Source organism: Nocardiopsis trehalosi NBRC 14201, from assembly GCF_001552555.1.
Taxonomy (GTDB): domain Bacteria; phylum Actinomycetota; class Actinomycetes; order Streptosporangiales; family Streptosporangiaceae; genus Nocardiopsis_B; species Nocardiopsis_B trehalosi.
This window is the reverse complement of the sequence record NZ_BCRK01000175.1, coordinates 1-12904: the sequence shown is the minus strand read 5'-3', so window position 1 is coordinate 12904 and position 12904 is coordinate 1. Positions and strand designations below refer to the sequence as shown.

General features: G+C 77.2%; 12 protein-coding genes. 5 read left to right on the top strand and 7 right to left on the bottom strand.

The window, feature by feature from the left end; all coding sequences use genetic code 11:
* The 3 genes from NT8_RS22970 to NT8_RS22960 all read right to left on the bottom strand — a co-directional run.
* Positions 1-769, bottom strand: a 769-nt coding sequence (locus NT8_RS22970; protein WP_067973503.1) for an MDR/zinc-dependent alcohol dehydrogenase-like family protein, incomplete at its 3' end; no start/stop codon positions are given.
* Positions 770-1953: 1184 nt separating this feature from the next.
* A complete protein-coding gene (locus tag NT8_RS22965; RefSeq protein ID WP_067973505.1) occupies positions 1954-2556 on the bottom strand; it encodes a class I SAM-dependent methyltransferase in 603 nt (200 codons plus the stop codon).
* 59 nt (positions 2557-2615) lie between these two features.
* Positions 2616-2852, bottom strand: coding sequence for a hypothetical protein (locus NT8_RS22960; RefSeq protein WP_067973501.1), 237 nt, complete (start codon positions 2850-2852; stop codon positions 2616-2618).
* Between the two features lie 90 nt (positions 2853-2942).
* Here NT8_RS22960 and NT8_RS22955 point away from each other — a divergent pair, with 90 nt between their 5' ends.
* Entirely contained in the window at positions 2943-3545 is a 603-nt protein-coding gene (locus tag NT8_RS22955; protein ID WP_067973500.1) for a helix-turn-helix domain-containing protein, read from the top strand.
* A 51-nt stretch (positions 3546-3596) separates the two neighbouring features.
* On the opposite strand, the gene add is transcribed toward NT8_RS22955, so the two are convergent.
* The 3 genes from add to NT8_RS30355 all read right to left on the bottom strand — a co-directional run bounded on the left by add (position 3597) and on the right by NT8_RS30355 (position 7001).
* A complete protein-coding gene (add, locus tag NT8_RS22950; RefSeq protein WP_067973498.1) occupies positions 3597-4595 on the bottom strand; it encodes an adenosine deaminase in 999 nt (332 codons plus the stop codon).
* A 91-nt stretch (positions 4596-4686) separates the two neighbouring features.
* A complete protein-coding gene (locus tag NT8_RS22945) occupies positions 4687-5343 on the bottom strand; it encodes a response regulator (RefSeq protein WP_067973497.1) in 657 nt (218 codons plus the stop codon).
* Positions 5340-7001, bottom strand: a complete 1662-nt coding sequence (locus tag NT8_RS30355; RefSeq protein WP_067973495.1) for a sensor histidine kinase — start codon at positions 6999-7001, stop codon at positions 5340-5342. The genes NT8_RS22945 and NT8_RS30355 overlap by 4 nt, the downstream gene beginning before the upstream one ends.
* A 197-nt stretch (positions 7002-7198) precedes the next feature.
* Here NT8_RS30355 and NT8_RS22935 point away from each other — a divergent pair, with 197 nt between their 5' ends.
* Together NT8_RS22935 and NT8_RS22930 are read left to right on the top strand one after the other, a co-directional pair.
* Complete coding sequence (locus NT8_RS22935) at positions 7199-7867, top strand: phosphatase PAP2 family protein (RefSeq protein ID WP_067973493.1); 669 nt, start codon at positions 7199-7201, stop codon at positions 7865-7867.
* Between the two features lie 398 nt (positions 7868-8265).
* The gene (locus NT8_RS22930) at positions 8266-8946 is read left to right on the top strand and encodes a pentapeptide repeat-containing protein (RefSeq protein ID WP_067973491.1); all 681 of its coding nucleotides are present in this window, start codon (positions 8266-8268) and stop codon (positions 8944-8946) included.
* 77 nt (positions 8947-9023) lie between these two features.
* Here the strand turns inward: NT8_RS22930 and NT8_RS22925 are convergent, their stop codons facing one another.
* Positions 9024-9512: a MarR family winged helix-turn-helix transcriptional regulator gene (locus tag NT8_RS22925; protein ID WP_067973489.1), complete on the bottom strand. Its 489-nt coding sequence runs from the start codon at positions 9510-9512 to the stop codon at positions 9024-9026.
* A 218-nt stretch (positions 9513-9730) separates the two neighbouring features.
* Between NT8_RS22925 and NT8_RS22920 the strand changes: the two genes are divergently transcribed.
* Positions 9731-11551 (top strand): flavin-containing monooxygenase, encoded by a 1821-nt coding sequence (locus NT8_RS22920; RefSeq protein WP_067973487.1) that lies wholly within the window; start codon positions 9731-9733, stop codon positions 11549-11551.
* 106 nt (positions 11552-11657) lie between these two features.
* The gene (locus tag NT8_RS22915) at positions 11658-12695 is read left to right on the top strand and encodes an SMP-30/gluconolactonase/LRE family protein (protein WP_067973484.1); all 1038 of its coding nucleotides are present in this window, start codon (positions 11658-11660) and stop codon (positions 12693-12695) included.
* Positions 12696-12904 lie beyond the last annotated feature (209 nt).

The window sequence follows — 12904 nt, the reverse complement described above, 5'->3', positions numbered from 1 at the left end:
GGTAGACGGCGGCGACGGGCACCCGCAGGTCGCCGCGCGCCGCCGCGGCGGCCACCTCGCGCAGCCGGTCGGCCGACCGGCGCGCGCGGACGCCGCGCACGCCGAGGCGCATCGTCGCGTCGGCGTCGGCGGTGGTACCGACCCGGCGGCGGTCCTCGGCCGCCCCCACGGCGGCGCGCAGGGCCGCGCCGCCGACCGTGTCGAGGACGGCGGAGACCCGTCGCCCGACGACCGCGCACGCCGCCTCGGTGAGCCCCGGGCCCAGGACGATCGGGTGGGCGCCCGCCGCGCGGAGCCGCGCGTGGTCGGCGGGCTCGGCCGCCCCGATGACGGTGGCGCCCCAGGACGCGGCGAGTTGGACGGCGGCCGCCCCGACCGGGCCCGCCGCGCCGGTGACGACGAGCGTGTCGGCGGGGCCGAGGCGCAGGTCGCGCAGCGCTGTGTGGGCGACGAGGGCGGCCTCCGCGAGCGCTGCCGCCCTCGTCCAGGGCAGACCGGCGGGGCGGGGCGTGACGTGGGCGCCGTCGAGCACGAGGCGGGTGGGGACGGCCCCGGCGCGCGGGTCGGCGGTCCCCCAGGCGCGGGTCCAGCCGAGGACGTCGTCGCCGACGGCCAGTCCGGCCACCCCCTCCCCCAGCCGGTCGATGGTGCCGGCGACGCCGAGTGCGGCGGGGGCGCCGACGCGTTCCCCGGACGGTCGGCGCCCGCGGCGGCGGCGCGGGGCCACCGGGGGCGCGATGACGCCGACGGCCCGGAGGCGGATGCGCACCTGGCCCGGGCCGGGCCGGGGGGCGGGGTTCCGAGGCGGAGCCGGTGCGCGGCGCGGCGTCGGCTCGGAGCGGGGCGCCGGGCCGGAGCGGGGCGCACGTCGGGGTGCGGGGGCGTAGGGGGCGAGGTCGAGGGGCGCGGCGCCGCGCAGCAGTGGAGGGCCGGCAGGCGCCGCGGCGTCGAGGGCGGCCGCGGATTCGGGCAGCGCCGTGGCGCCGGGAAAAGGGGCGGGATCGGGGAAGGGGGTGGGGCCCGTCCGCCGAACGGGGCCGCGGCGGGGAGTGGTGTCGGGACGGGGGACGGTGTCGGGGCGGGCGGTCGCGTTCACCGCTCCGAGGGGGGTGGCGAGCGGGCCACCGGCGCGATGCGCGGCAGGTCTCATGGTGCGTCCCTTCGACGGGGGTGGAGCGGCCGCCGTGCCCGCGGCACCCGCCGAGCCTCACCCACCCGCCTGGAGCCCCGCTCGCGCGCCGCTCGCGGCCCGCTCTACTCCGGACACCCGCTCCCGGGCCCGTCCCGCCGCCGAACGCTGCCCCCGGCGGACCCCACCGGGAGTCCGCCCCCGCGTCCGCACTCCTCCCGCGCCCGCCACGCGGCACCGGTCCGCCCACCCAGGTCCACCCACCCCGTACGCGCGCCCCATCACGTGCCGACCGCCGACCACCTCCAACAACCCACGGCCCCGTTGACCACCCGCTCCCGGAAGCCCACGGGCAACGCCCCCGAGGCGTGCGCCCTCGACGAACCCGCAAGGCTCGCCGCGCCCCTGACCCACTCCCTCCTGTGGCCCCTGGGCGATACCGGCCCGCCGCCCCCGCACCGGCACCCCGGCAGGGCCGACCGCCGGGGTTCCGGCGGCGGCCCACGGCCCGGACCGCACAGCAGGGAGCGAAGCGCGCCGCCCTGGGAGAACGGTCCAGGCTCGGCCACCCACCGCTTCCTGCCACCGCGTCTTCGCCCACCCATCCGACCGCGCCCACCGCCGTTCGGGTGCCGCGCCGCCGACGCGATGCCGCGCCCCGGCCGACCCGACTGCGGACGGACCGCCACGCGGCGCGGCGGCCCGGGGCCGGTCACCCTCCCCCGCCGCCGAACGCGCGGCAGGCCGCTCGGGAAGCGGCACCGGCCCGCGCCATTCCGTGGACGGCGACCGTGTCGGGTCCGTCCGTTCGGGTGGCGGGCGGGTCAGCGGATGCGGCGGGCGCGGAGGACCGTGTCGTGGGTGTGGTGGGTGCCCGGAGGGGCGGGGGCGGCGCGTGGGCGGGTCTCGTCGGCCAGGACGGTCCAGTCGTCCCCGAGGAGCCCGGCGACCTCGCCGGGCTGGTAGTAATCGGCCGGGTCGGGGGCGCCGTCGCCGCGCGGCGGCAGGTCGGCGAGGTCGTGGCCGACGAAGAGCAGGGTGCCGCCTGGGGCGACGGCGGCCAGGAGGCCCCGCAGCGCGGTGTGGCCCGGTCGGCGGCGGAGCGGGAAGTAGTGGGCGGACACCAGGTCGAAGGCGCCCGCCGGGGGCGGCGCGGCCTCCAGGTCGGCGTAAGCCCACGCCACCCGGTCGGCGAGGTCGGCGCCGGTGCGGGCGGCGCGCCGCAGGGCGGTGCGGGAGATGTCGACCGCGGTGACCAGCCAGCCGTGCCGGGCCAGCCAGAGGGCGTCGGCGCCCTCCCCGCAGCCGACGTCGAGCGCCTGCCCCGGCGGCAGGCCGGTGACCTCTGCGACGAGCACCCCGTTGGGGTTCCCGCTGAACACCTGCTCGCGGCCGCCGTACATGTCCTCCCAGTGCTGTTCGTCCATCGTCCTCGCCTCGCTGCCGGTGTCGATCTCGGTCTCGGTGTCGGTGCCGGACGGGGTGTTCACAGGCCGTGCCGCCGGCCGCCGAGGACCCGTTCGCACAGGCGGGCCTCCGATTCCGGGGAGAACGGGTCGCTGCGGACCCGCTCGGGGCGGGCGATGTACGCGGGGCCGATGCCGGTGGCGGGCGGCCCCGGGCGCCGCGCCGCACCCGGACCGGCCGGGCGCGGGTCCGCCCCTCGGGTCCGCCGGTCCGCCGCGGGCGCCACCGCGCCGTGGGGTTCGCTGTCTCGGGTCATCGTGACCACCTCCGGGGCCAGCGTGTCCCCACCAGCGGTGGATCGACAAACTTATTTGCGAAAACCGCAAAACGCGGGCACAGTGGCGGAATGAGCGACGACCTCGGCCCTGCGGACGACCTCGACGCCGTACTGGCCGCGGTCGGTCCCCGGCTGCGCGCGCTGCGGCGACGCAGCGGGGCCACCCTGGCGGCCCTGTCGGAGACGACCGGCATCCCGGTCAGCACGCTCTCCCGGTTGGAGTCCGGGCACCGGCGGCCGGGGCTGGAGCTGCTGCTCCCGCTGGCGCGGGCCTACCGGGTGCCGCTCGACGAACTCGTCGGCGCCCCCGCGAGCGGCGATCCGCGGGTCTACCCCCGGCCGTTCACCCGCAACGGCATGACCATCATCCCCCTGACCCGCAACCCCGGGGGGCTCCAGGCGTTCAAGCAGGTCCTCCCGGCCGGGCCGGACGACCTGGAACCCGACCCCCGCTCGCACGAGGGGTACCACTGGCTGTACGTCCTCAACGGGCGGCTGCGCCTGGTGCTCGGCGACCGGGACCTCGTCCTCGCGGCGGGCGAGGTCGCCGAGTTCGACACCCACCTGCCGCACTGGTTCGGCAACGCCGACGCGCACCCGGTGGAGTTCCTCAGCATCCTCGGCCCCCAGGGCGAGCGGTTCCACATCCGGGCCCGCCATCGACCCGCCTGAACACCGCTCGCCCAGCAGCGCCCCCGGCGTCCTGCTGCGGCGCGGCCCCACTCAGGCCGCAGGGGCGGCCAGCCACGCGTCGATGCCGCGGTGCAGCCGGGCGCGGGTGTCCGCCGGCGCGAAGGAGGCGTCGACCCCCGCGCGGGCGAGGTCGGCGAGGTCATCGTCGGTGTAGCCGAATGCGTCGCGGACCCGCTCGTACTCGCCGGTGAGCGTGGTGCCGATGATGGCGGGGACGTCGGTGTTGAGGGTGACGGCCAGGCCCGCGTCGCGCAGCCGCGGCAACGGGTGGTCGGCCAGCGCGCCGGCGAACCCCAGGGCGACGTTGGACGACGGGCAGACCTCCAGCGGGATACCGCGGTCGCGCACCTCGGCCACGAGCCGGGCGTCGTCGAGCACCCGGATGCCGTGCCCGAGGCGGCGCGTGCGCCCCAGGGTCAGCGCCTCGCGGACGCTGTCGGGGCCGCACGCCTCGCCCGCGTGGTGGACCAGCGGGACCCCGGCGGCCGCGGCGTCGGCGACCACGCCGGCGAAGGGGGCGAGCGGGTAGGACTCCTCGCCCGCGACCCCGATGGCGACCACGCCCGCGTCGGCGTGCTCCACGGCGAGGTCGAGGGTGCGGCGGAACCGGTCGACCGACCTGCGGCGGGAGTGGTCGAGGAGCACCCGGACCTCGATGCCGTGCGCGGCCCGCCCTTCGGCGAGGCCGTGGAGCACGGCCTCCAGCGGCATGCGGGGGCGGCCGAGCCGTTCGCCGTGGGCGGCGGCGGTGAAGGTGACCTCGGCATAGCGGGTGCCCTGGGCGGCCTCGTCGGCGCAGAATTCGCGGGCCACGCGGGCGAAGTCCTCGGGTCGGCGCAGGCAGGAGCGGACGAGCGAGTTGTGGTCCGCGAACCCCCGGAACCCGGTGAAGGCGAGGCCGCCGCCGTCGCCCCCGGTGGGCAGCGCGACGCCGTTGGCGGCGGCGATGTCGCGCAGGGTGTCCCACCGGACGGTGCTCTCCAGGTGGACATGCAGGTGGGCCTTCGGCAGTGCCGACACGTCGCGCATGTGTCCCGACCCTAGGGGCGGACGGCACAGCGGGGGAACCGATTTTCCGGCGCGCGGCCGCCATGCCCGGGCGACTCCGTCCACTGCGGGGCTATGGGGGCGGGCGGAGGCCGGCCTCGTGGGCGATGACGGCCGCCTGGACCCGGTTGCGCACCCCCAGGCGGACGAAGACGGCGCTGACGTGGGTCTTGACCGTGTCCTCCACGACGTGCAGGCGGCGCGCGATCTCGGCGTTGGACAGGCCGGTGCCGAGCAGGGCCAGGACCTCGCGCTCACGGGCGCTGAGGGCGCGGACCCGCCGCGCCGCGCGCTCCCCCGGCCCGTCCACGCTCGCCCGGAACGTCCCGATCACCCGCTGCGCCACGGCGGGCGACAGGTAGGCGCCGCCCTCGGCGACCGCCCGCACGCCCGCGATCAGCTCCCGGGGGTCGCCCGCCTTGAGCAGGAACCCGTTGGCGCCCTCCCCCAGCGCGCGGGAGATGTAGGCGTCCTTGCCGAACGTGGTGAGCACCGCCACAGCGGTGCCCGGCGACGCCCGGCGGACGCCCGGGATGGCGGCGAGCCCGTCGGTGCCGGGCATCTGGATGTCGACGAGGGCGACGTCGGGCCGGACCTCAGCCACCAGGGCGACCAGCGCCGCGCCGTCACCCGCCTCGCCCACGACCTCGATACCGGGATCGGCCGACAGGATGGCGCGCACCCCGGCGCGGATGAGCACCTCGTCGTCGGCCAGCACGACGCGGATCACGGCGCCTCCTCGGTGCCCGTGGGCACGGTCTCCTTGGCCACCAGGCGCCCGTCGGCGAAGCAGACCCGGTAGGCGGCCTCGATGCTGCCGGGCGCGCCGGAGCGCGGCCGGTAGTGGCGGCAGTCGGCGCCTTCGGGCGGCACGGGGCCGCGCTCGGCGGGCGGGTCGAGCATCTCCATGGGCGGCAGCAGCGCCTCGGCCTCGGCCGCGTCCTGGCCGACCTCGAGCCGGTCGAACCGGTCCGGCGGCAGCACCGCCCGCTCCGACACGTAGGCGTAGAAGCCGTACCAGCCGGCGACCAGGGGCACCAGCAGCACAGCGGGGACCAGGACCGTCGCGGCGAGCCCCCGGTTGACGCGCCGGCGCGACGCGGTGAGCCGGCGCTGCGCCTCTGTCGCGGGAGCAGGGTCCGGCGGCTCGGCGGAGCGGTCGTGCGGCAGGTGGGCGGTGAGGAGGAACCCGCCGTCGCCGTCCGGGCCGGCGTCGATCCGGCCGCCCGCGCGGCGCACCCGCCGGCCCAGGGCGGCGAGCCCGCGCCCGCCCGCCGGCGGCGCCGCGCTGGGCGGCGTGTCCGGGGCGGAGTTGCGGACCCGGACCTCGGTCGCACCTGGCGGCCGGGACGCGGCGACGTCGACCCGCACGGCGGCGCCCGGCGCGTGCTTGGCGGCGTTCGTCAGGCCCTCGCGGACGACGCGGTGGACGAGGTCGGCGGTCGCGGCGGGGCGGTCGGCGGTGTCGGTGCGCAGGTCGACGGCGAGTCCGGCGGCGCGGGCGTGCGCGACCAGCCCGGCCAGCCCCGCACCGCCGGACACCGCGTCGCCGGACATCGCGCCGCCCCCGCCCGGTTCCCGCCCGGGCCCGGCGGCGCCCGGAGCAGACCCGACCGCGCGCGGAGCGGAGCCGGTGGCGTCCGGGTCGGATTCGGTGGCGTCTAGGGCGGACCCGACGGCGCCCGGGGCGGTCTCAGCAGCACCCGGGTCGGACCCGGCCGTACGGGGATCGGCCGCGTCCGGATCGTGCAAAACCCCGATGATCTCCTGGAGCCGCTCGATGGCGGTGGTCGCTCCGGCGCGCAGCTCCCCGGCGGCGGAGCGGAACGCGGCCTCGTCGAGGTTCGGGGCGACCTCCAGGGCACCCGCGCGGATCGCGATGAGGCTGAGTTCGTGCCCCAGGGAGTCGTGCATGTCCTCGGCGATGCGGGCGCGCTCGCGCAACCGCTCCTGCGCGGCGTAGGCGGCGCGCTCCCGCTCGACCAGGTCGGCCCAGCGCCACCCGGCGCGCAGCAGGTCGGCCCGCTGGCGCAGGTAGCGGCCGGTCAGCCACGGCAGCACGCCGAACAGCACGAGGACGACGGCGTCGGCGAGCGCGTCCCACACGTCCCCTCGCGTGAGCGCGGTCGCGGCCAGGCCGCCGAGGGTCACGGCGGCCAGGCAGGCGGCGCCGGCGCGTTCGGCGCGCGAGGCACGTCCCGTGAGCAGCGCCGTGGCGGCCAGCAGCGGGGTCAGGACGGATACGCCGCCCACGGCCGTCGTCGCCGCCGTGTTCGCGACCGCGACGGCGCCGAGCGCGGCGACGAGGGCGATGTCGCGGACCACGGCGGCCCGACCGGGTGCCCGGAGGGCGGTCGCGGCCCTGCTGAGGGCGTTCGTGCTGTCCACGGCCTCGACCCTACTGAGCGGCGGCGGCCGGGCCAACGCACGGAGGTGGGGGTGCGGGCGGCGGCCGCTCCCCCGAAAGGGGGAGGGCGCCGCCCCGGACGGGGCGGTGGGCGGGTGACCGAGTGGCGATGTGCGCCGACCTGCCCGGTTCCTAGCGTCGGCTCCCGATCGAGGACCGACGAAGGAGAGACCGCACGATGTTCGACGCACCCGGGTTCAGCGTGGAGTGGTACCGGGCCACCACCGCGTTCGCCGCCGAAACCCCGGCGTGGCTGCGCGCCGCCGCCGAGGCCGGCACCGATCTGCTGCTCGCGGGGTTCGCCGCCCTGTTCCTCGCCGCGTGGTGGCGCGCCCGCAGCGGCGGCGCCAAGGCGATGGCCCTGGCGCTGCTCGCCCCACCCGCGACCGTCACCGCCTATCTGGTGAGCGAGGGGGTGAAGGCGCTGATCCGGCAGGACCGGCCGTGCCGCGCGGTGGCCGACGCCGTCGCGGTCGCCGCCTGCCCGCCGGTGGGCGACTGGTCCTTCCCGAGCAACCACGCCGCGATCGCCGGGGGCGCCGCCGTCGCGGTCTGGCTGGCGTGGCGCGGCCTGGCGGCGCTGGCGGTGCCGCTGGCGGCCCTGGAGGGGTACTCGCGGGTGTTCCTGGGCGTCCACTACCCGCACGACGTGCTGGTGGGGCTGGCCGTCGGCGCGCTGGTCGCGGCGGCGGTGATGGCGGCGGCCGCACCGGTGGCCCGCCTAGTGGTCCACCTGCGCGGCCACGCCCTCCTGGGCCCGCTGCTCACCCGCTCGACGGCCCGCACCGCTGCTACGGGGATGCACCACGCGTCCGCGCCGCGCTTCGACCGGAACACCAGGCGGTAGCCGTCCGCGCGGGGCCGATCCGCGCCGTCCACTGCGGACCACTGCGGGTGGCTGGTGCGTGGGCGCCCGTCTGGGGTGGTCGGGAGGGATGAGATGGACAGGATCCGCACCGGCACCTTTATGACGTAGATTTCGGACATCTCCGCCGGTTCGAGCCCGCCCCGCCTCCGTCCCGGATCGGGTTCCGAGGCCGCGCCGGCCACCCGGCGGCGGGGTGGCCGGCGCGGCGGTTTCGCCCCTATGGGCTCCCCCGCCGGCCCCCCGCAGCGCTCCGCGCGGCGGCCCCCGAGCTCCTCCCCCGCGGCGGACGGCGGGCGCCGACCCCGCCACCCCGGCGGCACCGGCGCCCCGGGCGCCGGGCGGTTCGCGCACCCCCGAGGGCGCCCTAGGGTGGCCGCATGCCGACCTCCCGGCCGTCCCGGCCCGCTCACAGCGCGGAGCCGGCGGCTCCCGCGATCCCCGACGACCTCGCCGAGGCGCACCCGCCGGAGCGCGGTCTGGCCGACGACGACGTGTACCTGTCCACGTCCTTCGGGGCGGTCGACCTGTCGGCGGGCGCCGCCGAGGACACCGAGTTCGCCGGCTGCCGGTTCACCCGCACCCGCCTGGCCGGCACCGCGCTGCGGCGGGCGCGGCTGACCGACGTCGAGTTCCGGGGTGCCGACCTCGCCTCGACCACCGTGGAGGACGGCGTTCTGCGCCAGGTGGCCGTGCGCGACGCGCGCCTGACCGGCGCCGTGTGGTCGGGGACGGGCCTGCGCGACGTGCTGTTCGACGGCTGCCGCGCCGACCTGTCCCGCTTCCGGTTCTCCCGGTTCACCGACGTGGTGTTCCGGGGCTGCGTCCTCACCGAGGCCGACTTCCACGGCGCCGAACTGCGCCGCGTCCGGTTCGAGGACTGCCGCCTCGACGGCGCCCGGTTCGACCGCGCGTCCGCCCCCGGCACCCGGTTCACCCGCTGTGAACTGGGCGGGATCGGCGGCGTCGAGGGCCTGCGCGGCGCCGTGGTCGACGCGGTGGGCGCGCACGGCCTGATGGCGGCGTGGGCGGGCGCGATGGGCATCACCATCGAGGACTGACCCCGCCGGGCGCGCCATCGCGTCGGCCCGCTTCCGCCACCGCCCCCCGCCAACAGGCGCCCCCGCTCCGGCCGGGGTCAGTCCCCGTCGCCCGCGCGGGCGATCTCCCGGCTCACCGCGCGGAACCCCTGTTCGAGCGCGCGCAGGTCCGCGAGCGGGAGGCGCATGAGGATGTCGGTGCGGAACGGCCGGGCCACCATCAGCCGGCGGACGACCGAGGTGCCGAGGGGCGTGACGCGGATGCGGCGGACGCGGTGGTCGTCGGGGTCGGCCGTGCGCGTGGCCACGCCGTGGGCCACGAGCCGGTCGAGGACCCCCGACATCGACGCCATGGAGACGCCGAACGAGTCCGCCAGCCCCCGCCCCGTCGCGCCCTCCTCCGAGGTGACCAGCACCATCAGCACGCGCAGCTGCTGGATCGTGAGGTCCATCGAGAGCAGGCTGTGCAGGAGCGCGGTCATCACGGCCTCCTCCATGGCCCCGTTCAGGGTCTGGATGGCGTCCACGATGCGTTCGCGCTCGTCGTCGTGTCCGCCCTGCTCGGCGGCCTGCCCCCGTTCCCGCATGCCGACATCCTAGAGCCGGCCGCCCGGCACCCCGCCCGCCGAATGCTTAGCCTGATGCTAACCTTTTTCCGGCACGGTTCATCGACCCCGCCGTCGCATCGGGAGGCGGCCGCCCGGAGCCGCGCGCCGCTCCGGCGGGCGCGACGGCCGCCCCCTCGCGGGGGTCCGCGGCGCCCCGCCCGCACCGCGATGCGCCGGCGACGACGTGAGGACGGCATATGAGCACGGCTTCCGACGCGGCCGCCGACCCCGGCGACGCGACCCCGGAGATCGACCTCGACGCCCTGCGGGCCAAATACGCCCACGAGCGCGACCGCCGCGTCCGCCCCGACGGCACGGCCCAGTACCGCACGGCAGCGGGCGAGTTCGGCTACTACGCGAAGGACCCCTACACCCCGCGCACCGAGCGCGCCCCGCTCACCGACACCGTGGAGGTGCTCGTGATCGGCGGCGGGTTCGGCGGCCTGGTGACCGGCGCGCGGCTGCGGCAGGCCGGCGTGAAGTCGATCCGGATGATGGACGAGGCCGGCGACTTCGGCGGCACCTGGTACTGGAACCGCTATCCCGGCATCCACTGCGACATCGAGTCCTACTCCTACATGCCGCTGCTGGAGGAGGTGGGCCACGTCCCCGAGTGGCGCTACGCGCCCGGCGAGGAGATCCGCCGGCACGCCGTGGCCATCGCCGAGACCTTCGGCCTGTACCGCGACGCGCTCTTCCACACCCGCGCCACCGCCCTGACCTGGGACGACGAAGCGGTCGCGTGGGTGGTCGAGACCGACCGCGGCGACCGGATGCGCGCCCGCCACGTCATCACCTCCTCCGGCACGCTCACCCAGCCCAAGCTCCCGGGCATCCCCGGCATCGAGACGTTCCGCGGCCACACCTTCCACACGAGCCGGTGGGACTACGGCTACACCGGCGGCGGCCCGGACGGCGGCCTCGTGGGCCTCGCCGACAAGCGCGTGGCGGTCGTCGGCACCGGGGCGACCGGTGTGCAGGTCATCCCGCACGTGGGGCGCGACGCCCGCCACCTGTACGTGTTCCAGCGGACCCCGTCGTCGGTCGACGTCCGCGACAACCGGCGCACCGACCCGGAGTGGGCGGCCGCCCTCAAGCCGGGCTGGCAGCGCGAGCGCATGGAGAACTTCCTCGCGGTCGTCTCCGGCGAGCCGGTCGACACCGACCTCACCGGGGACGGCTGGACGTCCACGGCGCGGCTCCAGCGCAAGATGATCTCCGGCCGGGTCGACACGCGGGTGCCCGCCGAGGAGCGCGAGCTGATCGAGGAACTCGCCGACGCGCGGAAGATGAACGAGATCCGCGCCCGCGTGGACGAGGTCGTCCGCGACCCGGCGACGGCCGAACTGCTGAAGCCGTGGTACCGCTACATGTGCAAGCGGCCCTGCTTCAGCGACCACTACCTGCAGACGTTCAACCGGCCCAACGTCACCCTGGTCGACACCGCGGACCACGGCGGCATCACGCGCATGACCGAGGACGCGGTCGTCGTCGGCGACACCGCCTACCCCGTCGACTGCGTCGTCTTCGCCACCGGGTTCGACGTCGGCGTCTCCGGGGTGATGTCGGGCACGCTGCCGGTCCGCGGCCGCGGCGGACGGGACCTGCTCGCCTCCTGGAGCCGCGGGCCGCGCACGCTGCACGGCTTCTACGGCGACGGGTTCCCCAACCTCTTCCACCTCGGCCCGCTGCAGAACGCCAACTCGGTGAACTTCGCGCACATCCTGCTGGAGCAGGCCGAGCACATCGCCGCCGTCATCGGGCGGGCCCGCAAGGAGGGGGTCGCCGTGATCGAGCCCTCGGCCGAGGCCGTCGACGCGTGGTGCCGGACCGTCCGCGCGACCGCGCGCGACAACTCCGCGTTCCAGGCGGAGTGCACCCCGGGCTACTACAACCGCGAGGGAGCCGGCGTCCGCGGCGGCGGCACCTCCTACAGCCCGGGCCCCGTGGCCTTCCACCGGCTCCTGCGGGAATGGCGGGACGACCGCATGCACGAGGTCCTGGGCACGCGGCACTAGGCCGTGCCGCCCGGAGGCCTGCGCCCCCGGAGTGATCCCCAATGACAGCCCCCGGACCCGCGCGCCCCCGCACGGGGCCCGCCGCCCGCGACCCCCAGGGAGCCGCATGGAACAGCACCGCCGCCGCCCGCGACGCGGGGCGACCGCCCGCACGCTCACGGCGACCGCCCTGGCCGCCGCCGTGTCGGGGTGCTCCGGCGCCGCCGCCACGACCCCCGACCCGGGCCCCGACCGCACGGCCGAACTCCTGGTACAGGTGACCTCCGTCCACGAGGAGACGGGGATGACCCTCCTGGAGGGCCCGGTCCTCGACGCCGAGGGCGGCCTCTTCGTGGTCGACGTCACCGCCCCCGCCGGGGAGCCCAAGGTGCTCCGGGTGGACACCGTCTCCCGCGAGGTGGCACCGGTGTTCACCGACGAGACGGGCGCCTACACGTCCGCGCAGTTCAGCCCCTACGACGGCGACCTCTACCTGACGGACATCGCCGGAGGGGGGATCGTCTCCCTCGCCATCACCCCCGAGGGCGGGGAGCCGACCGCGTTCTTCGCCGAGGACGTCGACGGCGCGCCGATGCAGCCGGACGACCTCGCGTTCGACGAGGAGGGCGACCTGTACGTCACCGACACCACCGGGCACGACGCCCCGGTGTGGGAGGCCCGGGGCCGGGTGGTCCGCATCGACCGCGACCTGGAGGAGGCGACGGTCCTGGCCGACGGGCTCCCCGCCCCGAACGGCATCGCCTTCACCGAGGACTACGCGGGCCTGTGGGTGAGCCAGTACGCCGCCAACCGCGTCGACCACCTGGCGCTCGGCGAGGGCGGGACCGAGGTGGCGGCGGCGCACACCGCCCTGCACTTCGACGGCGGGACCACCCAGGTCGACTCCCTCGCGGTCGACGCCGACGGCAACGTCTACCAGGGCTTCCACGGCCGGCCGGAGGTGCGCGTGTACGCCCCGACCGGCGAGCACCTCGCGACGGTCGGCGTCCCCGCCGACGCCACCGGGGGCCTGGACTCGGCGACGAACGTCGCCATCGCCCCCGGCACGACCGACGCGTACATGACGGTGAGCGGGGCGGACGGCGGGTTCGTCTACACCTTCGACGCGCTCGGCGAGGGCATCCGCCAGTCCAACGGCGGTTAGCCCCTCCCCCGCCGGTCGCGCCCCGCCCGCTTCGGGGTCCGCCCGCTTCACGGGCGCCGGAGCGGGCAGGGGACCGTCATGTTCGTCTTCTTCAGCAACCGCCTCGGGTGCCTGGGGTCGATCCTGGTCTCCGTCGCCCTGACCGCCCTGGTGATCCTCGTCCTGACGCTGCTGTGACCGGCCGCCGGGCGCCCGTGCGGCGGCCGGCC